The sequence below is a fragment of the Polaribacter gangjinensis genome (assembly GCF_038024125.1).
GTDB lineage: Bacteria > Bacteroidota > Bacteroidia > Flavobacteriales > Flavobacteriaceae > Polaribacter > Polaribacter gangjinensis.
The window spans coordinates 1,622,308-1,646,952 of sequence record NZ_CP150662.1 but is presented as its reverse complement, the minus strand read 5'-3'; the positions used below and the strand labels follow the sequence as shown (position 1 = coordinate 1,646,952).

At 33.2% G+C, this 24,645-nt stretch carries 21 protein-coding genes; 8 read left to right on the top strand and 13 right to left on the bottom strand.

The annotated features are described in order from the left end of the window. The first annotated feature begins 146 nt into the window (after nucleotides 1-146). Nucleotides 147-2,378, top strand: coding sequence for a TonB-dependent receptor family protein (locus tag WHA43_RS07315; RefSeq protein ID WP_105046430.1), 2,232 nt, complete (start codon nucleotides 147-149; stop codon nucleotides 2,376-2,378). A gap of 209 nt (nucleotides 2,379-2,587) precedes the next feature. Here the strand turns inward: WHA43_RS07315 and WHA43_RS07310 are convergent, their stop codons facing one another. The 6 genes from WHA43_RS07310 to pflB all read right to left on the bottom strand — a co-directional run bounded on the left by WHA43_RS07310 (nucleotide 2,588) and on the right by pflB (nucleotide 9,817). Then, nucleotides 2,588-3,253: a LysE family translocator gene (locus WHA43_RS07310; RefSeq protein ID WP_105046429.1), complete on the bottom strand. Its 666-nt coding sequence runs from the start codon at nucleotides 3,251-3,253 to the stop codon at nucleotides 2,588-2,590. A gap of 20 nt (nucleotides 3,254-3,273) precedes the next feature. Next, nucleotides 3,274-4,317 carry a ferredoxin--NADP reductase gene (locus WHA43_RS07305; protein ID WP_105046428.1) on the bottom strand — a complete coding sequence of 348 codons (1,044 nt, stop codon included), beginning with the start codon at nucleotides 4,315-4,317 and terminating at the stop codon, nucleotides 3,274-3,276. Between the two features lie 14 nt (nucleotides 4,318-4,331). Beyond that, the gene (locus WHA43_RS07300) at nucleotides 4,332-5,321 is read right to left on the bottom strand and encodes an aspartate-semialdehyde dehydrogenase (RefSeq protein WP_105046427.1); all 990 of its coding nucleotides are present in this window, start codon (nucleotides 5,319-5,321) and stop codon (nucleotides 4,332-4,334) included. Between the two features lie 156 nt (nucleotides 5,322-5,477). Continuing rightward, nucleotides 5,478-6,734, bottom strand: a complete 1,257-nt coding sequence (locus WHA43_RS07295; protein ID WP_105046426.1) for an L-lactate MFS transporter — start codon at nucleotides 6,732-6,734, stop codon at nucleotides 5,478-5,480. A 2-nt stretch (nucleotides 6,735-6,736) separates the two neighbouring features. After that, nucleotides 6,737-7,522 carry a pyruvate formate-lyase-activating protein gene (gene pflA / locus WHA43_RS07290; RefSeq protein WP_226742857.1) on the bottom strand — a complete coding sequence of 262 codons (786 nt, stop codon included), beginning with the start codon at nucleotides 7,520-7,522 and terminating at the stop codon, nucleotides 6,737-6,739. A 42-nt stretch (nucleotides 7,523-7,564) separates the two neighbouring features. Then, nucleotides 7,565-9,817: a formate C-acetyltransferase gene (gene pflB, locus WHA43_RS07285; RefSeq protein ID WP_105046425.1), complete on the bottom strand. Its 2,253-nt coding sequence runs from the start codon at nucleotides 9,815-9,817 to the stop codon at nucleotides 7,565-7,567. Between the two features lie 201 nt (nucleotides 9,818-10,018). Between pflB and WHA43_RS07280 the strand changes: the two genes are divergently transcribed. Next, on the top strand, nucleotides 10,019-11,050 hold the full coding sequence (locus tag WHA43_RS07280) for a rhodanese-related sulfurtransferase (RefSeq protein ID WP_105046424.1): 1,032 nt from the start codon (nucleotides 10,019-10,021) through the stop codon (nucleotides 11,048-11,050). Nucleotides 11,051-11,181: 131 nt separating this feature from the next. Here the strand turns inward: WHA43_RS07280 and WHA43_RS07275 are convergent, their stop codons facing one another. Genes WHA43_RS07275 through kduI form a run of 7 tightly spaced genes read right to left on the bottom strand, consistent with a single transcriptional unit; the run spans nucleotide 11,182 to nucleotide 17,562 of the window. Beyond that, a complete protein-coding gene (locus tag WHA43_RS07275) occupies nucleotides 11,182-12,549 on the bottom strand; it encodes an MFS transporter (RefSeq protein ID WP_105046423.1) in 1,368 nt (455 codons plus the stop codon). 11 nt (nucleotides 12,550-12,560) lie between these two features. After that, complete coding sequence (locus tag WHA43_RS07270) at nucleotides 12,561-13,226, bottom strand: bifunctional 4-hydroxy-2-oxoglutarate aldolase/2-dehydro-3-deoxy-phosphogluconate aldolase (protein ID WP_105046422.1); 666 nt, start codon at nucleotides 13,224-13,226, stop codon at nucleotides 12,561-12,563. Nucleotides 13,227-13,230: 4 nt separating this feature from the next. Beyond that, nucleotides 13,231-13,680, bottom strand: coding sequence for a YhcH/YjgK/YiaL family protein (locus WHA43_RS07265; protein WP_105046421.1), 450 nt, complete (start codon nucleotides 13,678-13,680; stop codon nucleotides 13,231-13,233). A 10-nt stretch (nucleotides 13,681-13,690) separates the two neighbouring features. Beyond that, a complete protein-coding gene (locus tag WHA43_RS07260; protein ID WP_105046420.1) occupies nucleotides 13,691-14,725 on the bottom strand; it encodes a sugar kinase in 1,035 nt (344 codons plus the stop codon). Beyond that, nucleotides 14,722-15,906, bottom strand: coding sequence for a DUF4861 family protein (locus WHA43_RS07255; protein WP_105047324.1), 1,185 nt, complete (start codon nucleotides 15,904-15,906; stop codon nucleotides 14,722-14,724). The genes WHA43_RS07260 and WHA43_RS07255 overlap by 4 nt, the downstream gene beginning before the upstream one ends. Before the next feature lie 4 nt (nucleotides 15,907-15,910). After that, nucleotides 15,911-16,699, bottom strand: coding sequence for a gluconate 5-dehydrogenase (locus WHA43_RS07250; RefSeq protein ID WP_105046419.1), 789 nt, complete (start codon nucleotides 16,697-16,699; stop codon nucleotides 15,911-15,913). Between the two features lie 20 nt (nucleotides 16,700-16,719). Further along, a complete protein-coding gene (kduI, locus tag WHA43_RS07245; RefSeq protein WP_105046418.1) occupies nucleotides 16,720-17,562 on the bottom strand; it encodes a 5-dehydro-4-deoxy-D-glucuronate isomerase in 843 nt (280 codons plus the stop codon). Between the two features lie 113 nt (nucleotides 17,563-17,675). On the opposite strand from kduI, the gene WHA43_RS07240 reads away from it, so the two are divergent. The 6 genes from WHA43_RS07240 (at nucleotide 17,676) to WHA43_RS07215 (ending at nucleotide 24,478) form a co-directional block, all read left to right on the top strand. After that, entirely contained in the window at nucleotides 17,676-18,689 is a 1,014-nt protein-coding gene (locus WHA43_RS07240) for a LacI family DNA-binding transcriptional regulator (protein WP_105046417.1), read from the top strand. Nucleotides 18,690-18,906: 217 nt separating this feature from the next. Continuing rightward, a complete protein-coding gene (locus tag WHA43_RS07235) occupies nucleotides 18,907-20,295 on the top strand; it encodes a PSP1 domain-containing protein (RefSeq protein WP_105046416.1) in 1,389 nt (462 codons plus the stop codon). Then, complete coding sequence (locus WHA43_RS07230; RefSeq protein ID WP_105046415.1) at nucleotides 20,276-20,782, top strand: gliding motility lipoprotein GldH; 507 nt, start codon at nucleotides 20,276-20,278, stop codon at nucleotides 20,780-20,782. The genes WHA43_RS07235 and WHA43_RS07230 overlap by 20 nt, the downstream gene beginning before the upstream one ends. Next, nucleotides 20,779-23,055: a penicillin-binding protein 1A gene (locus WHA43_RS07225; protein ID WP_105046414.1), complete on the top strand. Its 2,277-nt coding sequence runs from the start codon at nucleotides 20,779-20,781 to the stop codon at nucleotides 23,053-23,055. The genes WHA43_RS07230 and WHA43_RS07225 overlap by 4 nt, the downstream gene beginning before the upstream one ends. A 62-nt stretch (nucleotides 23,056-23,117) precedes the next feature. Then, a complete protein-coding gene (locus tag WHA43_RS07220) occupies nucleotides 23,118-23,819 on the top strand; it encodes a CoA transferase subunit A (RefSeq protein ID WP_105046413.1) in 702 nt (233 codons plus the stop codon). Nucleotides 23,820-23,821: 2 nt separating this feature from the next. Continuing rightward, nucleotides 23,822-24,478 (top strand): CoA transferase subunit B, encoded by a 657-nt coding sequence (locus tag WHA43_RS07215; RefSeq protein WP_105046412.1) that lies wholly within the window; start codon nucleotides 23,822-23,824, stop codon nucleotides 24,476-24,478. The last annotated feature ends 167 nt before the right edge of the window (nucleotides 24,479-24,645 follow it).

Genomic DNA, 24,645 nt, shown 5'->3' with positions numbered 1-24,645 from the left:
TGCTTTGATACCAATTATCTTAGAATTTAACAAATCTTCTATAAAAGTTAAAATTTAAATTTATTTAAACTTAATCTAAATAATATTTGCGTGACAAAAATTCTGTTTTTACATTTGCAAAATAGAATTAATCTAAATAAACTTTAATGAAAAATCTTTATGCTATTTTCGCTTTTGGATGTTGTTTTTTTACACATGCACAAAATCAGAATTTTATTTTAAATGATACGATTGTAAAATTAGATACAGTCGTGGTTTCAACCATTAGGTTGAGTCCAGAAAAAATGCCCGAAACAAAAAAGAATGCCATTTATTCTGGAAAAAAAAGTGAAGTATTAAAATTATCTTCTTTTAGTGCCAATTTAACTACCAATAATGCTCGTGAAGTTTTTTCGAGAGTGCCAGGGGTAAATATTTGGGAAAACGATGGTTCAGGAGTGCAAATAAATGTTGGGGTGAGAGGTTTAAGCCCCAATAGAAGCTGGGAATTGAATGTTAGACAAAATGGCTTTGATATTTCTTCGGATGTTTTCGGCTATCCAGAAGCGTATTATAACCCTCCATTAGAAGCTGTTGAAAGTATAGAGTTGATAAGAGGTGGTGCTGCATTGCAATATGGGCCTCAATTTGGTGGGATCTTAAACTATGTATTAAAGCGTGAAAACACCAAAAAATTCTCGTTCGAAACTCAAAATACCATTGGCAGCTATAATTTAATGAGTAGCTACAATGCTATTGGTGGAAAATTGGGTAAATTTTCTTATTATGCCTATAATCATTCTAGAAGTGCAGATGGATGGAGAGAAAATAGCCAATACAAAGTGCGAAACACTCATCTCTTTTTGGAGTATGCTTTTACTGAAAACACCAAACTATCAGCAGAATATACGAATATGGTGTATGAGTTACAACAAGGAGGTGGTTTAACTGATGCACAGTTCAATGATAACCCACGTCAGTCTTTGAGAGACCGTAATTGGTTTGGTGTGCCTTGGAATGTATTTTCTTTGAATTTTGATACCAAAATATCTGAACGTTTAACTTCCAATACTAAGTTTTTTGGTTTGGTTGGAGAGAGAAACAGTGTAGGTTTTACAGCTACTCCAAATATTCCAGATGAAATCAATCCCGCTACCAACCAATTTGCCAATCGAAGAGTGGACAGAGATTTCTATGAAAACTTTGGATTAGAGAATAGAAATTTATTAAAATATAAATTAGGAAATATAGAGAATAATTTGACATTTGGAGTTCGATTATATCGCGCAAATACCACCCGAAATCAACAAGGACGTGGAACTACTGCTTCAGATTTTGATTTGAGTGTGGAGGATATTTTTCCAAGATCGTTAGATTTTTTCACAAACAATGTAGCTGCCTTTGCAGAAAATCAATTTAAAATTACTGAGAAATTCAGCATTATTCCCGGAGTTCGATATGAATATATTGAAAACATTGGAAGTGGTAGATTTGGTTTGCAATCTGGTAACGAAATACCTTTTGATGACAAAAATATTTCCAGAAGTAAAGCTTTATTTGGTTTAGGATTGGAATATAAGTTTGGTTCCACAAATTTGTATGCGAATATTACACAAGCATTTCGTCCGGTATTGTTTTCTGACTTTACTCCACCAGCAGTTACTGATGTAATTGATCCTAACCTTAAAGATGCTGATGGTTACAATGCCGATTTAGGTTATCGCGGGTTTATAAACAATTATATTAATTTTGATGTAAGTTTGTTTTACTTAAGATATAATAACCGAATTGGAGGAATTCGTCAGTTTATAAACAACGATCCAAGCCAAGGAACTTTTTTATACCGAACCAATTTAGGTGAAACTGTTAACCAAGGGATAGAAAGTTTTGTAAATTTTAATGTTGCACGATTTTTTAATATTTACAATACCTTTGGGAGTTTAGAACTATTTGCCACTATGAGTTTTATTGATGCTCGTTACTCGGATTTTAGTGTGTTTAATACTAGTGGTACTGCACCTAATGAAGTAATTACAGAGAGTAATTTAAAAGGCAATCGCGTAGAAAATTCTCCAAGATATGTACACAATTTTGGGTTGGTTTACAGCAAAAATAATTTTTCTTCCACCTTGCAATACCGCACTTCAGGGGGTATTTTTACAGATGCCAACAACACTCAAAACCCCTCTGCTAATGGAGTTACAGGTTGGTTAGATGGCTATGAGGTGATGGATTTTTCTTCAGAGTACAAATGGTTAAACAACTATAATATCAAAGCAGGTATTAATAATTTAATGAACCAAATGTATGCGACTAGAAGAGCTGGAGGTTATCCAGGACCAGGGATTTTACCTGGTGAAGGCAGAACCTTTTTTGTATCTATTGGGGCTAAGTTTTAAAATGGAGCTTTAAAATTAAGCGACATTTTTTTTAGTAAAAATATGTGAAATAGCTTTGTGAATTTTCAGTTTGCAAAGCTATTTTTTACAAAGCTCTACTAAGTCTAACATCTTTAGAGGATATCATACGTTTATATATTTAAAAAAGAGGTATCAAAAGCAAATTATTTTGTCTCTATAATTAATAAATAAAGGGATATAATTACAAATCAACTGATAAATTGATTCAATTTGTCATTCGGAATAAATCCTTTTAACATTAAAAAAACGCCACAAACAATCAAAATAATACCCATGATTCTTTTGATGCGAAAAATCAAAATAGGCGTCATTTTATCTTTCAGTTTTTTTGCTAAAAATATTTTTCCTAAATCTGTGATGAAATAGCCTAAAATAATGATTCCGAAATAAGAAAAAATGGCATTTCTACTCATGTCTAATGAGGGACCAATAACCAAAACAGCTCCCAACCAGAATGTTAAAACACCAATATTGATAAAGTTTAAAAAATAACCCTTTAAGAAAAGTTTTAAGTAATTATTTTTTACGGAAATATTTACCAACTCTTCACTTTCTTCAACCTGTTTTTTGTTTTCTTTGTCAAAATAAGTAATCAAACCGTAAATAATCAGTACCATTCCACCAATAAAAAATAATCTAGGATCATCTTTTATTTTTTCTAACAAAGGTCTACTTCCATAATACGCTAAAAGAATAAAGCTAATATCACCCAAAATAACACCCAAATCAAAAACAATGGCTGCTCTAGCACCTTTTAAAATACTGGTTTGAATCAGCATAAAAAAAACAGGTCCTATCATGAAAGCCATGAAGAAACCAATTAGAAGTGCATTTTTAATATCAAAAAAACTCATAGAGCGTAAAAATACAAATTTTATACGTCATCAAAGTCAATTGTTATTTTTGGTGTTATTGGATGTGCTTGACAGGTTAAAATAAATCCTTCAGCAACTTCTTTGTCTGTTAAAATAGAGTTTTTGACCATTACAGCTTTTCCGTCTGTAACTTTTCCTAAACACGAACTGCAAACACCACCTTGACAAGAATAAGGTGCATCTACATGATGTCGCAAAGCAGCAGCCAAAATGGTATCAGTTTGAGTCATGGTAAATGTGGTAGTTTCATCATCCAGTAAAATCGAAATTTCAGTAGTTCCGTCTTTTATTTTTGAGGCTTCTTCTTCGTTTTCAGAAGTTGTAAACAATTCAAAATGAATGTTTTCTGATGGAAATTCGGCTTCTTTTAAGGTGTCAGAAACTGTGTGAATCATTTCTTCAGGACCACACAAATAAGCGCTATCAAAAGAAATGTTTTTGTATTTATTTTTGATAAAAAAGTTGGTAAATGCTTTGTCAATTCTACCAAATAAGGCATTTTCTTGACGCTCTCTACTACAAATAAATTCTAAATGAAAGTTTGAATATTGTTTTTTAAACTGCAACAATTCTTCATAAAACATGGTTTCTGCCACAGTTCTATTACCATAAACGAGTGTAAAACTAGCACTTGGTTCGTTTTCTAAAACGGTTTTCAACATCGATAAAATCGGCGTAATTCCACTTCCTGCAGCAAAAGCAATATAATTTTTGTTTGGTTTTGGTTGCAATTGAAAACGACCTTCAGGAGCTGAAATTTCAATACTATCACCCACTTTTAATTCGGATGTTGCATAGCTAGAAAATACTCCTTTTTCTACAGCTTTAATAGCAACTTTTAGGTCGCCACTTTGTGGGGTTGAACAAATTGAATAAGCTCTTCTAACCAATTCACCATGAATTTCTTTTTGCAAGGTGATGTATTGTCCTGCTGTAAATTGAAAAGTTTTTTCTTGATTTTCAGGAATTTGGAATAACACAGAAACCGCAAATGCGGTTTCGTGTGTAATTTCTTTAATAGTGGTTTTATAAAATGTTGACATTATAAAAATTAAAATTATACCAAGTTGTGTGCGATTAAATATTCAGCAATCTGAATTGTATTTGTTGCAGCACCTTTGCGTAAGTTGTCAGCAACAATCCACAAATTTAAGGTATTTTCTTGAGATTCATCTCTTCGAATTCGTCCTACAAAAACTTCGTCTTTGTCATTGGCAGTAATTGGCATTGGATAAATATGGTTTGCCAAATCGTCTTGCACAACAATTCCAGGAGTTTCACTTAATATTTGACGAACTTCATCCAAATCAAAATCATGCGTAAATTGCACATTCACAGCTTCTGAATGTCCTCCAGCAGTCGGAATTCGAACAGCAGTAGCAGTTACCGAAAAAGAATCATCACGTAAAATCTTTTTTGGTTCTTTTACCAATTTCATTTCTTCTTTGGTATAACCATTTTCTAAAAAAACATCACATTGCGGAATGGCATTTCTACCAATTTTATAATGATATGCCATTTCGCCATCAATTCCGGCTTCTTCATTTGCCAATTGTTGCACCGCTTTTACTCCAGTTCCAGAAACAGATTGATAGGTAGAAATCACCACGCGTTTCATTTGATATTTTTGATGTAAAGGTGCTAAAGCCATTACCAATTGAATGGTAGAACAATTAGGGTTCGCAATGATATAATCGTCTTTTGTCAACACATCACCATTGATTTCAGGAACTACCAGTTTTTTATCAACATCCATTCTCCAAGCAGAAGAATTGTCAATCACTTTTGTACCAACAGCTGCAAATTTTGGAGCCCATTGCAACGAAGTTTCACCTCCTGCCGAAAATAATGCAATGTGTGGTTTTAATGCAACAGCTTCTTCAAGGGTTACAATCGTGTATTCTTTACCTTTGAAAGTCAATTTTTTACCTGCAGATTTTTCAGATGCAACAGGAATCAATTCTGTGATTGGTAAATTGCGTTCTTCTAGAACTCTTAACATAACTGTGCCAACCATTCCTGTGGCACCAACAACTGCTATTTTCATTGTAAATAAAATTTCAAAAAATTATGAGTGCAAAGATGCTAAAAAATTGAAGGACAAATTGGGTGATCAATACCAAAAATTCGCTAAAGTTTAAAATTAGAGCAACTAAATTTGTGGTGTTTAAAATTTAACTTTTCAATTAAAAAGACAATATACTTATGCAATACTTAACTCCTTAATTCTTTGTTTTTCAGATTTTAAAATAGAAAATTTCATTAAAACTGAGATGATAAAAGCAATTACAAATAAGCCTGCAAAAATCAATAATGTTGTATCAAGAGATCCTGTTTGCTCTTTTACCAAATCGTAAATAGTTGGGCCTGCAACACCAGCTAAAGCCCAAGCTGCTAACACATATCCATGAATTGCGCCTAATTGTTTGGTGCCAAATAAATCGCCTAAAAATGCTGGTAATGTTGCAAATCCTCCACCATACATAGTAATAACTGTAAAAAGCACTAATAAAAACACACTTTCAATTCCTATTTTTGGTAATAGATAAAAGGCCAAAATTTGAAATGCAAAAAACAATATATAGGTGTTTGCTCTTCCTAAATAATCAGAAAGGGTTGACCATAAAAGCCTTCCTAAGCCATTGAAAACTCCAATAAATCCAACAATTGTTGCTGCTTGCATAGAGGTATAATTTAGTTTTTCTTGCATCATGGGACTTGCAGCAGAAATGATGGCAATTCCGCAAGAAATATTGATAAACATCATCAACCATATGTAATAAAATCGTTCAGATTTTAGTGCTTCATTGGCAGTAACATTCGAAATATCTTCTTTTATGGCATTTTTTGCTTCACCTTCAAATCCTTCAGGAAAATAGCCAACAGGAGGTCTTTCAATATAACTAGCGGATGCTAAAATGATAATAGTATAAATTGTTCCTAAAATATAAAATGCATTTGCAACGCCCACTGTTTCAAATAATTTTGCCATGATTGGGCCAAAAATTAGTGCTGCAAATCCAAATCCCATAATTGCCATTCCTGTAGCCAAACCTCTTCTGTCTGGAAACCATTTTACCAAAGTACTCACGGGAGTTATGTAACCAATACCCAAGCCAATTCCGCCAATAACTCCATAACACGCATAAAACAACCACAAAGAACCGAATTGAACTGCCAAACCTGAACCTAAAATTCCAGCTCCATATAAAATTCCTGCTGTAATTCCACTTTTTTTAGGACCCACTTTTTCAACCCATTTTCCTAAAAATGCGGCAGACAATCCTAACAATAAAATAGCAATTTTAAAAGCCCATTTTACAGTACTTCCCTCTACTTCAAAAATATCTTTTACAGGATTTGTCATCACAGAATAGGCATAAACTGAGCCAATAGAAATGTGAATTCCAACTGCAGATGCTGCAATTAGCCAACGGTTTTTAAGTTTTTGTGCAATCATAATTAATTAATTTTTACTTTTTTAAAGTAGTTTTCTAAAATTGATTTTGCAGTTTGTAATTCTTCAGGGGTATTTTCTCTGGCATCTTTTAACTCATATTCCCAACCCAAAGCTTCCCATTTATGGACACCTAATTTGTGATAAGGCTGAATTTCTATTTGCTCAATGGTTGTAAAATCTTTGAAATAGTTGCCTAATTGATGTAGCAACTCAGGACTGCTTGTGATTCCGGGAATCAATACGTAACGCAACCACATTTTTTTTCCAGAAGCCTCCCTGTATTTTGCAAGATGAAAAGCAGTTTCTTTATTTTTTTGTCCTGTTATTTTTTGATATCCTTCTTCAGTCATGTGTTTGATATCAAGCATGATCAAATCTGCGTAATTGTCTAACAGTTCCATCACAGGATGGTTTAGAATACGCCCATTGGTATCGATATTTGTGTGGATATTTTCCTCTTTTAATCGTTTAAAAAAGTGAACCAAATTATGTGCTTGCAACAAAGGTTCTCCTCCAGAAACAGTAACACCTCCAGTTTCTCCAAAATACGATTTCATTCTGATGGCTTTTTGTACCAATTCTTCAATCTCGATATCTTCTCCACCTTGTGTATCAATGGTATCAGGATTGTGGCAATACAAACATTTTAGTTTGCAACCTTGTAAAAAGACAACCATTCTGATGCCTGGACCATCATGAGTCCCAAAAGATTCAATGGAATGAACTCGTAATATGTTTTCTGTTGTTTTGATAGTGTTTGGTTTTCTTTTAAATAAAAAGGGATTCAAAAAAGAATTCTTTTTTGAATCCCTAAATCAACTAATTACAATTTATAAAGACTCGTGAAATGATCTTGAGATTACTTCCATTTGTTGTTCTTTGGTCAATCTAACAAAATTGACTGCGTAACCAGAAACTCTGATGGTTAACTGTGGATGATTTTCAGGATGTTCCATCGCATCAATCAAGGTTTCTTTATCAAAAACATTGACATTTAAATGCTGTGCACCATGCTCAAAATAGCCTGTCAAAGTGTTAACTAAATTGTCAATTTGTTCTTCTTTGGTTGCTCCTAATGATTTTGGAACAATCGAAAACGTATTTGAAATTCCGTCTAAAGAATCACGATAATCAATTTTTGATACTGAGTTTAAAGAAGCAATAGCTCCGTTTGTATCTCTTCCATGCATTGGATTTGCACCAGGAGCAAAAGCAACTCCATAGGCTCTTCCATCTGGAGTAGCACCTGTTTTTTTACCATACACCACATTGGATGTAATGGTTAATACAGACATGGTTGTTTCGGCGTTTTTATAAACCGTCAATTTTTTTAATTCATCATTAAATGCTTTTACGGCATTTTTGGCAAGTAAATCTACTCGATCATCATCATTTCCGTATTTTGGGAAATTACCTTCGATTTTAAAATCAACACTCAAACCTTCTTCATTAAAAATAGGCGTTACTTTGGCATATTTAATGGCTGATAATGAATCTGCTACAATTGATAAACCTGCAATTCCGTAGGCAATATTTATTTGAGGATTGGTATCAATCAATGCCATTTGTGCTTTTTCATAATAATATTTATCATGCATATAATGGATGATATTCATGGCATCATTATATACTTGAGCTACTTTTTTCATAGCAATGCTAAAGTTTGCCATTACTGTATCAAAATCTAAAACACCTTGCAGAGGTTCAATTCCGTCAACAATTTTTTCGCCTGTAATTTCGCATTTTCCTCCATTGATAGCTAATAAAAGTGTTTTTGCCAAGTTGGTTCTTGCCCCAAAAAACTGAATTTGTTTTCCCAATTCTTGGTAAGACACACAACAAGCAATTCCGTAATCATCAGAGCCTCTAAGAGTTCGCATCAACACATCGTTTTCAAATTGAATTGATGAGGTATCAATGGCAACTTTTGAACAGAATTTTTTAAAGTTTGATGGTAAATATGGCGACCATAAAACCGTAATATTTGGTTCTGGTGATGGACCTAAATTGTATAAAGTATGTAAAAATCGGAACGCAGTTTTGGTAACTTTTGTTCTACCATCATTCAGCATTCCGCCAATTGCTTCAGTAACCCAAGTTGGATCGCCTGCAAAAATTTCGTCATAAGACGCCATTCTTAAATGACGTACCATTCTCAATTTCATCACAAATTGATCAATATATTCTTGCGCTTCTGATTCAGAAATAAGCCCATTTTCTAAATCTCTTTCAATATAAATATCAAAAAAAGTAGAAACATTTCCTAAAGACATGGCAGCACCATCTTGCTCTTTTACAGCCGCCAAATACGCCATGTAAGTCCATTGAACAGCTTCTTGAGCATTTTCTGCAGGACGATTTAGTTCCAAATTGTAATGTTTTCCCATCACAATCATGTCTTTCAAGGCTTTGATTTGTTCAGCTACTTCTTCGCGCAAACGAATTACAGCATCCGTCATTGGGCCTTTGATGGCTGCTAAGTCTTGTTTTTTAGCTTCAATCAAACGATCTATACCATATAAAGCAACTCTTCTGTAATCACCAATAATTCTTCCTCGCGCATAATTATCTGGCAAACCTGTTAAAAATCCTAAGCTTCTAAGTTTTTTTATTTCGGAATTGTACACATCAAAAACACCATCATTATGGGTTTTTACATATTTGCTAAATAAAGTATTGATTTCTTCACTAGGTTGTAAACCTTGCTCTTCTAGGGCTTTTTGTACTACTTTATATCCGCCAAAAGGTTTCATCGCTCTTTTTAAAAGAACGTCTGTTTGCAAACCAACAATCACCTCATTTTCAGGGTCAATATACCCCGCTTTAAAATTGGCAATTCCCGAGATTGTTTCTGTATCTACAGAGTGAACACCATTTCTTTCACGTTCTTCTTTGGTAAATTTTTTACAAATAGTCCAAAGGATATTCGTTCTTTTACTTGGACCTTCTAAAAACTCATCATTGCCAAAATAAGGGTTGATGTTTTGTACGATAAAATCACGTACATTAATTTTTGTATTCCAAATTCCTTTTTTAAAATTCTTTTTGTCTGTTTGTATTGCTACAAGTTCTTCTAAGACCATATATTTGAGATTTATTTTTTTACTTTTTGATGAGTACAAAATTAGGCTCACAATTCACCTAAAAACATGATAAATGTTAGGTTTTGACTATTTATTTAAGAAAACGTTATAGTAGTAAATAGCTGTTAATCAAAAGATTAGTATATTCAAATAATTGTCTAAATTTGTACCAAAATAACGTCTAACTTAAAAACGTATAGCATGCAACTGTACAACAAGTTAAGCGCACAAGAACGCGCTGCATTAATTGATGCTGCTGGTAAAGACCGCATCACAATTTCTTTTTACAAATACCATAAAATTGAGAATCCTCAATTGCTGAGAAACAAACTTTTTTTAGAGTGGAATACCTTGGATGTTTTAGGCAGGATTTATGTGTCTTATGAAGGCATCAATGCACAATTATCTGTTCCGTCAGAAAATATGCACGCATTAAAAAATCAATTAGATGCTATTGATTTTCTGAAAGATATCCGTTTGAATGTTGCTATTGAACAAGATAATAAGTCATTTTTAAAACTCAAAGTAAAGGTTAGAAACAAAATTGTAGCAGATGGTTTGAATGATGATACGTTTGATGTAACTAACATTGGTGTACACGTAAATGCAGCTGAGTTCAACAAGTTATTGCAAGATCCAAACACAATTTGTGTGGACATGCGCAATCATTACGAAAGTGAAATTGGACATTTTGAAGGTGCAATTACACCTGATGTTGACACTTTTCGTGATTCTTTAGACATCATTGAAGAAGACTTAAAAAACCACAAAGAAGATAAAAATTTATTGATGTATTGTACTGGCGGAATTCGTTGCGAAAAGGCCTCTGCTTATTACAAACACAAAGGATTTAAAAATGTTTTTCAACTGGAAGGTGGCATTATTGAATACACACGTCAAGTAAATACTTTAGGAATTGAAAACAAATTTGTTGGAAAAAACTTTGTTTTTGATGACAGAAGAGCAGAAAAAATTACTGATGATGTGATTGCTCATTGCCATCAATGTGGAAAACCTGCAGATACGCATACCAATTGCGCCAATGAAGCTTGTCATTTGTTGTTTATTCAATGTGATGAATGTGCTGAAAAAATGGAAAATTGCTGCTCAACTGCATGTCAAGAAATGATTCATTTGCCTTACGAAACTCAAAAAGAATTGCGCAAAGGAAAACACGCTAGTAACAAGATTTTTAAAAAAGGACGAAGTGCCGTTTTGAAGTTTAAAGGATGATGAGGTTGTTTGATTTTATCTTTAATTAAAATAATAACCTCATAGAAAATAGTTTTTAATCCTTTTTTTCTATGAGGTTTTATAAGTGTTCTATTTTAAAATTTTAGTGGTAAAACTCAAGATTTTTTATTTTATAAATCTGAAATTGGACGGTATTTTGGCACCAATAGTTTCATCACAAACCAAGCAATTAAATAGGCCACAGCACAAAGTACAAACATAATGGTATAACCAGTTTGTATATGACCCAATCCATCATAATAATCAAAAATATAGCCACCTAATTTTGAGACCAAAACGCCTCCAATTCCACCAGCCATTCCTCCAATTCCAATGATAGATGCAACCGCTTTTTTAGGAAACATATCAGATACTGTTGTAAAAATATTGGCAGACCAAGCTTGATGAGAAGATGCTCCAATTCCGATTAATAAAACAGGAATCCAAAAACTGATATAACCAAGAGGTTGCGCCAATAAAACTACCAAAGGAAATAATGCAATTACAAACATGGCTTTCATTCTACCAATATAAGGATTGTAACCTTTGTTGATAAAATACATTGGAAACCAACCTCCACCAATACTTCCAAACATGGTCATACTGTACAAAACTGCTAAAGGAAGTACAATGTCTGTACCTTTCATATTGAATTGTGCTTCTAAATATTTTGGCAACCAAAACAAGAAAAACCACCAAATTCCGTCAGTCATAAATTTACCAAATACAAAAGCCCAGGTTTGCTTGTATCCTAACAACTTGACCCAAGGTACTTTTACCGTTTTTTCTTCGGTTTCGATTACTTCTTCAGAATCTTGATGAATATAATCAAACTCTGCTTTTGACAGACGTTTTTGTTTTGAGGGAGCATCATATAAAATATACCAAAAAATTATCCATACAAATCCTACTGCACCAATCAATATAAAGGCAAATTCCCAACCGTAAAATTCAGCAATAACAGGTACTGTTAAGGGAGCTAAAATTGCCCCAATATTAGAGCCTGAGTTAAAAATTCCGGTTGCAAATGAACGTTCTTTTTTAGGAAAATACTCAGCAACAGCTTTAATTGCAGCAGGGAAATTTCCTGATTCTCCAAATCCTAAAACCGCCCTAGAAATCATAAAACCTGCAATGGATATTGGTACAGCACCCAATCCAACCCATACCATAAGTTTTGAGAAAGCAGTTCCAATTGGCAATGAATATGCATGCATAATAGCACCTAAAGACCAAACTGTAATTGCCAAAATAAACCCTGTTTTAGTACCTAATTTATCAATAATTCTTCCGGCAAAAATCATGGAGATTGCATAGACAAATTGAAAAACAGCTGTAATATTCGCATAATCGCTATTAGACCATCCAAATTCTTCAGACAAACTTGGAGCTAATAAACTTAGTACCTGACGATCCAGATAATTGACAGTCGTTGCAAAAAAAAGCAAGCTACAAATTGTCCATCTGTATTTGCCAATTGTGGTGTTGGTTGTTGTCATTGCTTCTTAGTTTAGTTATTTTTAATTGTTTGAATCAGGCTCAATACTTTTTTGGTTTCAGATTCTATACTTGCATAATCGTTGTTTGCCATGAGTGTTTTGCTCACTAATTTACTTCCCATACCCACTGCAGAAACACCTGCTTTAAACCATGCATTGATGTTTTCGGCAGTTGTATCTACACCTCCTGTTGGCATGAAAAGTAAGTTGGGAAAAATATCTTTTATCGAACTTAAAAAATCTGGTCCCAACATATTTCCGGGGAACAATTTGATAAATTTTATGCCTGCATTTTCTGCAACTATAATTTCAGTTGGAGTCATACAACCAGGACTGTATAAAATTTCCTTTTCTTTAAGTAATGCAGCTACCTCTGGCACAAAACCAGGACTTATAAAAAAATCAGCACCTATTTCAATATATGCTGCTGCTTGTTCTTTAGTTTTAATAGTGCCAATTCCTAATAATAAATCGGGCATTTCTTCATTCCTCAAAGCTACCAATTTGGTAAAATTTCTTGCGGCAGTTTCACCTCTACTTGTATATTCTATGGCTTTTATGCCAGCGCGATACAAAGCTCTCAGCACGTCTATAGTGATATTTTCGTCTGCATGGAAATACAATGGAAGCATGCCTTGTTGAACAATGGTATTGATGACGTCTTGAATTTTGCTCATTTTTTTAGATTTTAACTTTAAAAACCAATTTTTTAATTATATCAGTACTTATCATAGGTGCATGAACGTCTTCTGGAAAAAAAATCACAAACTGACCTACATTTAATTGAAAAAACATATCAGGGACATCATCAAAAAAAAGTACATCTTTTTCTGGACTATAATCGCCTTTTGGATTGTTACATTTTTCTCTAGGTTTCCATCCCATAGTTTCTGTACCTTGCAAACATACCTGAATATCAATGTTTTGGTTGTGACACTCAAAACTAGTAAGACTCATTTCTTTTGATTTGCCCTGAGCTGTATTTACAATTACTTTTAAACCCTCTTCAATTATAATGACATCATTTTCGATTGATGAAAAATCATTTTTTTGAATATAATCAAAAGCTCTCGCAAAAAGAGGATGCAAGTTGGTGTATTTTGAAGCGTTGTGAAGAGAATCTATGATCATTTTATTTAATTTATCTTGCTACTTTTCCAGAGGAATCTCCTTCCATTAATTTGGTAACTTCTTCAACAGAGACAAGATTTACATCTCCTTTAATGCTGTGCTTTAAACAAGAAGCAGCCACTGCGAAATCTACTGCTTTTTGATAATCGTCAGTGTACGTATTTAATCCATAAATCAAACCAGCCATGAAAGAATCACCACCACCAACTCTATCTACAATCGGATTTAATTGATGTGTTTTTGTTTTGTAAGTATTTTCTCTATCGCACAAGATTGCAGACCAAGTATTGTGCGAAGCTGAAATGGAAGTTCTCAGTGTTGTAGCAATTTTTCGTGCGTTCGGAAATTTTTTAAAAAGTTGCTCAATTACCGATAAAATATCATTTTCTCTGTTAGTTTCTGTTGCTGATTTTGCGGGATGAATTCCAAAAAAAACAGCGGCATCCTCTTGATTGCAAAGGATGATATTGCAATAAGAGCTTAATTCGGTCATGATATTTTTTCGAAGATTTTCATCACAATAATTCCAAAGTTTTGCTCTGTAATTGAAATCTGTTGAAATGGTAATTCCTTTTGCGCTTGCAACTTTTAAAGCTTCTAAGCAAACATCTGCAGCACTTTGCGAAATGGCAGGAGTGATGCCTGTCCAGTGAAACCAAGTGACGCCATCTAATGCTTTTTCCCAATCAATCATACCTGGTTGAATGGTTGCCATAGACGAATGTGCCCTATCATAAACCACTTTACTGCCTCTTGAGATGGCTCCTGTCTCTAAGAAATAAATCCCTAAACGTTCACCACCATATACAATTTTATCAACTCCAACTCCGTGTTTTCTGAGTTCCATTTTTGCACAATCTCCAATATCATTATTAGGTAGTCGTGTAATAAATTCTGTAGAAAGACCAAATTTAGACAACGAAATAGCTACGTTAGATTCACCTCCGCCAAACTCAATATCAAAATGTGAAGCTTGTGAAAATCGTAAAAATTCAGGCGGAGATAATCGAAGCATAATTTCTCCAAATGTGACTATTTTGCTCATTTTTGATTGTTTTTAATTTCAATAATTAGCGGATTATTGATTTTTTTTGAAAAATCATTCAAATAATTTTCCCAAGCGAGTTTGTCTTTAAACTGATTGGATTTTTTCCAAGTAAAACCGGCGTAATAGATAACCTTGTTGTTAATGACATTTAAATGCATGTATGCGTTGCTTTCATCTTTTAATGATGTTTCATACTTTTCATCACCTGCAAAATAGTTTTTTTGTGTAACTATGGCAGTTGCAAGTTCAGAGTCTGCATGCGGTTGCCAATAACTTACCCAATGATGGTTTTTATCAGAATTTACCACGCCATCATTTTCGTGCAATGTCAATCCTACAGAGATTTGTGCTGATCCTTTTAAAGAAATATCAAATTTTGAAAAATTATTACCATAATCAAGAGTAATTGTTTTTGATTCGCTGATGTTTTTATCTCCGGCTTTCCAATCTTCGTAATCTAACACAAAACTTGTGCGTATTGGCCCTGTTGTAATGGTTCGCCATTTGGAGAAATTCTTAGAATAATGATAGGTATTTTCATCTTTAATTGCAATTCCTCCAACACCTCTGCTAACACCAACATGAAAATTATCCAATCCTTCACCAGAATCTTCATGATAGCTGCCTTTTTTTTCAGCATCTTTTTTATACCACTTATTAATGATTGGATAGTCAACTCTTTTCAACCAAGCGTCAATTCCACTTGAAAGTGTTCCTCCTTTTATATTTTCTTCAACCATTTTTTGAGCAGTAGGTCCATAAGTTCTAAACGCAACTTTGTCATTTTCCCAAGCGTAATCATCTGTTCTTTCTGGAACAAATCGAGAGTAGCAATGAATAGTATCTGGAGTTTTTTTGGTTTTGGAAATTAAAACAATTTCAAAATGTTTGGTATCATTTGCTTTTATTTTTGGTTGAAAAAGCAATTGATCTGAGATTCCATCTCCATCTAAATCAACAGTTTGTGTGACTAAAATTTCATTTGATTTTGCATCTTTAATTGTGTAAAGGTGTAAATCTTTTAAATTTAATTGTTCTTTTGTTAGTTCAACAGTTTCAAATTGTCTGTTAATTGTAAGGGTATTTTTTACATTGATTATAATTTTTGATGAACCTTTATTGCAAGAAAAAAACAATGATATAAAACTTGCCAAAAATAAAATGCGATAGTTTTTCATTATTTTATTCATTAGAAGGTTTACCAATAGTAGCTAAAATACCACCATCAACATACAAAATATGACCGTTTACAAAATCACTTGCCTTAGAACTTAAAAAGATTGCGGCACCTTGTAAATCTTCAGGTTCTCCCCAACGTGCGGCAGGCGTTCTTTTGATGATAAACTCATTAAACGGATGTCCATCAACTCTAATAGGAGCGGTTTGGCTGGTAGCAAAATACCCAGGTCCAATACCATTTGTTTGAATATTGAATTTTGCCCACTCAGTAGCCATGCTTCTGGTTAGCATTTTTAATCCTCCTTTTGCGGATGCATAAGCACTTACAGTATCTCTACCTAATTCACTCATCATAGAGCAAATATTGATAATTTTTCCACCACCTCTCTGAATCATCCCTTTTGCTACATTTTTTGAAACTATAAAAGGACCCACCAAATCAACATCAATCACCATTTTAAAATCAGATACTTCCATATCAACAATTGGAGTTCTTTTGATGATACCAGCATTGTTTACCAATATATCAATAGGACCAACTTCACTTTCAATTTTTTGTATGGCATCAAACACTTCATTTTCTTTGGTGACATCAAATACATATCCAAAAGCCTTAAATCCACAGGCTTTGTATTCAGCAATAGCATCAATAAGAGCCTCTTCTGAGTTGTTATTTACAACAATTGTGGCACCAGCATTTCCAAGTCCTTTGGCCATAGCCATTCCAAGTCCGTGAATTCCACCAGTGATTAAGGCTGTTTTTCCAGTTAAATCGAATAAATTGATTGACATAATTTTGTAAGGTTTATTAATTATTTTAGTTCGTTAATTTTACAATGATCCATATCTCCATAATCTAAATTTTCACCAGCCATTCCCCAAATAAAAGAATAACTGCTAGTACCAGAGCCTGAATGAATAGACCAAGGTGGAGAAATTACAGCTTGATGATTTGCCATCCAAATATGTCTTGTTTCTTGTGGCTCTCCCATAAAATGACATACTGCTTGGTTTGGGTCAATTTCAAAATAAAAATACACTTCCATTCTTCTATCATGCACATGTGCTGGCATTGTGTTCCAAGAACTGCCAGGTTTTAGTGCGGTCATTCCCATTTGTAATTGGCAAACATCTACAACAGTACTAACAATATATTTTCTTAAAGTTCTTGCGTTGGCAGTTTCAGGAGAACCTAATTCAATGGTTTCAACATCCTCTTTTCCAATTTTTTTTGTTGGATAGGACTTGTGAGCGGGAGTAGAGTTTATATAAAATAGTGCAGGATTTTCTGAATTTTTACTAGAAAAAATAACTTCTTTATTTCCTTGACCAACATATAATGCTTCTTTATTTTCTAAAATATACTCAGTTCCATCAACAATGACACTTCCAGACTCACCAACATTGATGATACCCAATTCTCTTCTTTCTAGAAAAAATTCCGATTTCAAAGCATCAATACTTTCTAATTTTAAGGTATCACTTTTTGGAACAGCACTACCAGCAATAAACCTGTCAAAATGTGAATAAACCAAACTGATTTTATCTTCTTGCATCAACGTGTCAATTAAAAATTCTTCACGTAATCGTTTGGTATCGTAAGTTTTAACATCTTTTGGAGAAGAGGCGTATCTTGTTTGGTATCTTGTTTTCATTTTAGAATTATTTCAAAATTTTGGTAAAAATAAAAAATTATTTCAAAAATACAATCGATTGTATAAATAAAATTTTCATATTTTTGTTTTAAATATTTCGTTATCTTTAGCTTATGAATCAAAAAAAAGTAACCATTCACGATATTTCTAGGGTCTTAGGAATAGATAGCTCAACCGTTTCAAGAGCTTTGAATGATAGTGATAGGGTCACAAAAAAAACGAAAGAATTAATTTTACAAAAGGCCAAAGAATTAGGTTATCAACGCAACATATTAGCTTCTAATTTACGAACAAATAAAACCCAAACCATAGCTATTGTATTGCCTCGAATTTCCAGATACTTTTTTGCTACGGTTATTGCAGGAGTTGAACAAATTGCTCAAGAAAAAGGATACAATGTAATCATTTGTCAAAGTTTTGATAGTTTTGAACGAGAGAAAAAAATCATTTCAAATTTAATTTCAAATAGAGTTGATGGTATTTTAATTTCCATCTCAATGGAAACTTCAAATTACGATCATTTAAAGTCGTATCAATCATTTAAGAATCCGATTGTTTTTTTTGACAGACCTTGTAATTTAGAAAACTGTGTAAACATCAATATTGATAATTTCCGTGCAAGTTTTTTAGCAACTGAACATTTATTACAAAAAGGATGCAAACATATTGCTCATTTTTCAGGAAAACAGAATATCGAATTATACAAACAACGAAAAAATGGCTATTTAGATGCATTGAAAAAACATCAAATCGAACTTGACGAAAGTTTAATTTTCGAATCGAATCTTTCAGAAGAAGATGGTATTTTGATGGCTAAAAAAATACTTGCAAATCCAAAAATTGATGGACTATATTCTTCGAATGATACTGCTGCCATCAGTGCCATTCAATATTTAAAATCAGAAGGAATAAAAATTCCTGAAGATATTGCTGTTGTCGGTTTTAACAACGATCCAATTGCAGCTGTAATTGAACCTTCTTTGACCACTGTAAATCAGCCTGCATTTGAAATGGGGAAAAAAGCTTCTAGTTTATTAATATCTCAAATTGAAGATAAATCAACTGTAAATCAATCATTTTTGTTGGAGTCAGAATTGATCATAAGAGAATCTTCAAATAAAAAATAATTCCATGAGAATTTTTACTGTTTAATTATCAATAATTAAATAAAAATCCATCATCAAAAAGCTTCTTTCTTTATTAGCAAAAATTTAAACTTCACTTCTCAATCAGATTTTATATATTTACTGATTGTACTTTGTAAAGTTGTAATTTTACAAATACTTAAAAATCAATAAAATAATTTACAAAAGCAGTACGCTTTTCTAAAAATAAAAGAATTACATGGCATGTGGAAGTTGTGGAACAACCGTAAATGGTGTTCCTAGAGGTTGTAAAAGTAATGGAAATTGTGGCACTGGCACTTGTGGTAGTGGCAGTGAAAAATTGGCTGTTTTTGACTGGTTATCAAATATGACATTACCAAGTGGTCAAGAACGATTCAATATTTTTGAGGTACGTTTTAAAAACGGACGCAAGCATTTTTACAGAAATACCGAAAATTTAACCATTTCAATGGGTGATGTTGTGGCTGTAGAAAGTTCACCAGGACATGATATTGGTGTGGTTTCTTTGGCAGGAGAATTGGTAAAAGTGCAAATGAAAAAAAGAAATATTGCTATTGATAGTGATGAAATCAATAAAATCTACAGAAAAGCAACCCAAAAAGATATTGATATTTGGCAAGCAGCCAGAGACAAAGAAGAGGAAACTCAACGAAAAGGAAGAGAAATTTTAAGTCGTTTAGGATTGCAAATGAAACTCTCTGACGTTGAATATCAAGGAGATGGAAACAAAGCAACCTTTTATTATACAGCCGAATCAAGAGTCGATTTCAGACAATTGATTCGCGATTTTGCAAGCGCTTTTTCAGTGCGAGTAGAAATGAAACAAGTGGGCGCAAGACAAGAGGCAGCAAGATTAGGAGGTGTAGGTTCTTGTGGAAGAGAGTTGTGCTGCTCAACTTGGTTAACAGATTTTAGAAAAGTTACTACTTCTGCAGCACGTTACCAACAATTGTCATTAAATCCGTTAAAGTTAGCGGGTCAATGTGGCAAATTGAAATGTTGTTTAAATTTTGAATTAGATTCTTATTTAGATGCATTGAAACCTTTTCCAAAACAAGAATTGGTTCTAAAGACAGAAAAAGGGGAAGCTATTTTCGTGAAAATGGATATTTTCAAAAACTTTCTCTGGTATACATACAAAGATGAAAGCTCTAAATGGTATCGTTTAACGCTAGATCATGTTCTAGAGATTATTGAGTTGAATAAAAATAATGAGCTTTCAGCTTCGTTAGAAGAATATGAATCAGAAATTGAATTACCAACAAAAGTAAGTTTTGAAGATGCTGTAGGTGAAGATAGTTTAACTCGTTTTGATGTACCTATCAAAAGCAAAAGAAGAAAAAAATCAAAAAAGAAATTTACAGAAGTTGCTGAAAAATCGATTGTTGATACTCCTCAAAAATCTGGAAATCAACCTAGAAAACCACAACCTCAAAAACAAAAACAACAACAACAGCCTCAAAAGCAAGCTCAAAAACCAGCGTCTGTTAACAATCCAGAAAATGTAAATCAGCCGAATGCAACCACTCAAAGCACTAATAAAAAAAGGTATAATAACAGAAATAGAAAAAATAGAAAGCCAAAAAATGATTCCAATTCGCAATAAAAAAAGCGTCTTTTTAACATTGTTTTTTGTAATCTCTTTTTTATCCTGTGATGATACTATTGAGTTCATACAATTTGAACCCATAGAAAATGCTGCATGGAAAACTTCCCAAAAAGTTAGGTTTGATTTTACAATTCAGGATACTATTTCACCCAAAAACTTGTTCATTCATGTTAGAAACACCAGTGAATATCCCTTTAGCAATTTGTATGTCATTACAACACTAACATTTCCTGATGAAACAAAAGTTATAGACACTTTACAATATGAAATGGCAGATGTCTCTGGGAAATTTTTAGGAAAAGGCATCACAGATATCAAAGAAAGTAAGTTGTTTTACAAAGAACAAAAAATATTTCCAAAAGCAGGAAAATATCAATTTCAGGTGCGTCAAGCAATGAGAAAAAATGGCGAAGTAAAACCATTACAAAAACTAAATGGAATTCAAGATATTGGATTCAGTATTGAAAAAGTCAACGAACTATGAAAAAACAAGAAACGCAATTTAAAAAATACATCAAATGGTTTTGGAGCATCTTTTTAGGAGGATTTGCTTTCGTTTTTTTGCTATTTATCATTGCAGCTTTGGGCGGTTTTGGTCCTTTACCTTCTTTCCAAGATTTAGAAAATCCACAATCTAATTTGGCAACTGAGGTCATTTCAGTTGATGGAGTAACTATTGGAAAATATGCCAAAGAAAACAGAACACCAATTAAATATAAAGATTTGCCTCAAAATTTGGTTCATGCATTAATTGCTACTGAAGATGAACGTTTTTACGAACATTCAGGAATTGATTTTAAAGGAACTGCAAGAGCTGTTGTAAAACTAGGAAGTGGTGGTGGAGCAAGTACAATTACCCAACAATTGGCTAAAAATTTGTTCACAAAAAATGCGTCAAGTAATAAAATAAAACGTGTTTTACAAAAATTAAAAGAGTGGGTTGTTGCCATCAAATTAGAAAGGCAATATACCAAAGAAGAAATCATTGCCATGTATTTGAACACGCAAGATTTTATTTTCAATGCTGTTGGAATTCGTTCAGCATCAAGAATTTATTTTGGAAAAGAAGCCAAAGATTTAGATGTGCAAGAATCAGCCATCATTGTGGCAATGCTAAAAAATCCAAGACAATACAATCCGAATAGAAAAATTTCTAAAGAAAAATCTTTAGAAAGAAGAAATGTAGTGTTTAGTCAAATGGAAAAAAACGGTTACTTAACTGAAGAGGAAAAAGATTCGTTACAAAAATTGCCTCTAAAAATCAATTTTACTCCTGAAAGTCATAGTGATGGATATGCCACTTATTTTAGATCGCATTTGCAAAAAGTAATGCGTGATTGGGTAAAAAATAATCCAAAACCAGATGGCGAGTATTATGATATTTTTAAAGACGGATTAAAAATCTACGTAACTATTGATTCTCGAATTCAAAAATACGCTGAAGAAGCTGTAAAAGAGCACATGGCAAACTTACAATCGTATTTTTTTGCTGAGCAGAAATACAACAAAAAAGCGCCTTTTTACGATATTGATAAAGAACAAATTGATGGTATTTTAGAACGTGCAAAAAGGAATTCTGACAGATATTATCGCTTAAAAGCAGCAGGAGTCTCTAAAAAAGAAATTGATAAAATTTTCAATACAAAAACTGATATGAGTGTGTTTTCTTGGAAAGGAAACATTGATACCATCATGTCACCAAATGATTCTATCAAATATTATAAGTTTTTCTTACGATCTGGATTGGTTTCTATAGAACCACAAACGGGTTACATCAAAGCTTGGGTAGGTGGTATTGACAACAAACACTTTAGTTATGATGCTGTTTCTCAACAAAAAAGACAAGTAGGCTCTACCTTTAAACCATTTGTGTATGCGACAGCAATCAATCAATTAAGTATGTCTCCTTGCGAAGAATTGCCTAACATCAGATATACAATTCCTACCGGAAAATATGGATTAATTCAAGATTGGACTCCAGAAAATTCTGACAACAAATACGGAGGAATGTTAACCATAAAAGAAGCTTTAGCGGGATCTGTAAATACCATTTCAGCAAGATTGATTGATATGGTTGCTCCAGAAAATGTAGTGCGTTTGGCAAAAGCTGCAGGAATTGAAACTCCCATCAAACCAATGCCATCCATAGCTTTAGGAGCTGTTGATTTGTCTTTGCTAGAAATGACAAGTGCATACAGTACTTTCGCCAACAAAGGTTTGCGAGTCGAACCTATGATTATTACCAGAATTGAAGATAAAAACGGAACAGTTCTTAAAGATTTTACACCAAAAACACAAGAGGTGTTGAGCGAAGAATCAGCATACGTAATTATTGATTTGTTAAAAGGTGTAACCAATGCTGGCTCAGGAATTCGTTTGCGCTCAAATTATACATCCGCAGGAAAAGTAGCTACAGGGTTTCCTTATAGTTTTACAAATCCAATTGCAGGCAAAACAGGAACTACTCAAAATCAATCTGATGGATGGTTTATGGGAATGGTGCCTAATTTAGTCACTGGAGTTTGGACAGGTGGAGAAGATAGAGCAACACACTTTAGAGGAATTATAAAAGGTCAGGGAGCAACAATGGCGCTACCAACTTGGGCAATTTTTATGAGAAAATGTTATGCTGATAAATCATTGAACATCAGTAAAGATGATTTTGAAAAACCTGAAAATGTAACGATCAATATCAATTGTAGTGGAACTTCAGAAAATACATTGAATGAAATTCGAGGTGGAGACACGGATTTTTAATTAAGAATTAAGAATAATTTTTATCATTTAAACTAAAAACTAAAGACTCAAAACTAAATCTGATGATCAACAAAAAAGTAAACAACGTAACAGAGGCACTCAAGGGAGTTGAAAACGGCATGACACTTATGTTAGGCGGATTTGGATTGTGTGGCATTCCAGAAAACGCAATTGCTGAACTTGTTAAAAGAAATATTAACGAACTTACATGTATTTCTAACAATGCAGGTGTAGATGATTTTGGATTGGGATTGTTATTGCAAAAAAAGCAAATCAAAAAAATGATTTCATCTTATGTTGGTGAAAATCAAGAATTTGAACGTCAGATGTTGTCGGGAGAATTAGAGGTTGAATTAACTCCACAAGGAACTTTAGCTGAAAAATGCAGAGCTGCACAAGCAGGTTTTCCTGCTTTTTACACACCTGCAGGATTTGGAACTGAAGTAGCAGAAGGCAAAGAAACTCGTGAATTTGATGGCAAAATGTATGTATTAGAACCTGCTTTCAAAGCCGATTTTGCATTTGTAAAAGCTTGGAAAGGAGATGCAGCAGGAAATTTAATTTTTAAAGGAACAGCTAGAAATTTCAATGCAAATATGTGTGGAGCTGCAAAAATTACAGTTGCTGAGGTAGAAGAATTGGTTCCTGTTGGCGAATTAGACCCAAACAATATTCATATTCCAGGGATTTTTGTACAACGAATTTTTCAAGGAACAAATTATGAAAAAAGAATTGAACAGAGAACCGTAAGACAAAAACAATAACCATGGCACTAGACAAAAATTTAATAGCAAAAAGAATTGCTAAAGAAGTAAAAAACGGATACTATGTGAATTTGGGAATTGGAATTCCAACGTTGGTTGCGAATTATGTTCGTGAAGATATTGAAGTAGAATTTCAATCAGAAAATGGGGTTTTAGGAATGGGACCTTTTCCTTTTGATGGTGAAGAAGATGCTGATATTATCAATGCTGGCAAACAAACAATTACTACTTTACCTGGAGCAAGTTTTTTTGATTCAGCAACAAGTTTTTCCATGATTCGTGGAAAACATGTCCATTTAACCATTTTAGGAGCAATGGAAGTATCACAAAATGGTGACATTGCCAATTGGAAAATTCCTGGAAAAATGGTCAAAGGAATGGGAGGTGCCATGGATTTAGTGGCCTCTGCAGAAAATATCATTGTTGCCATGATGCACACCAATAAAGAAGGAGAATCTAAAATTTTAAAACAATGTACGTTGCCATTAACTGGTGTTGGTTGTGTTAAAAAAGTGGTGACTAATTTGGCAGTTTTAGAAGTTAAGAACAATGCTTTTTATCTCTTAGAAAGAGCTCCTGGAGTTTCAGTAGAAGAAATTCAAAATGCTACTGAAGGCACTTTAATTGTAGAAGGTGAAATTCCTGAAATGAGTTTTTAATCATTAAAACGCATCTTCTCTTTATCAATTTTTGTTTAATTCCTTAATTGATTCTTAAAATTTTGAATAATGAATCAAATATTGTTAATATTGCCAATTCAAAAAAATATTTTCCAACAGTTTACACTGTTCATAAAGTAAAACGTTTCTGAAGAGCAAGTTAAATA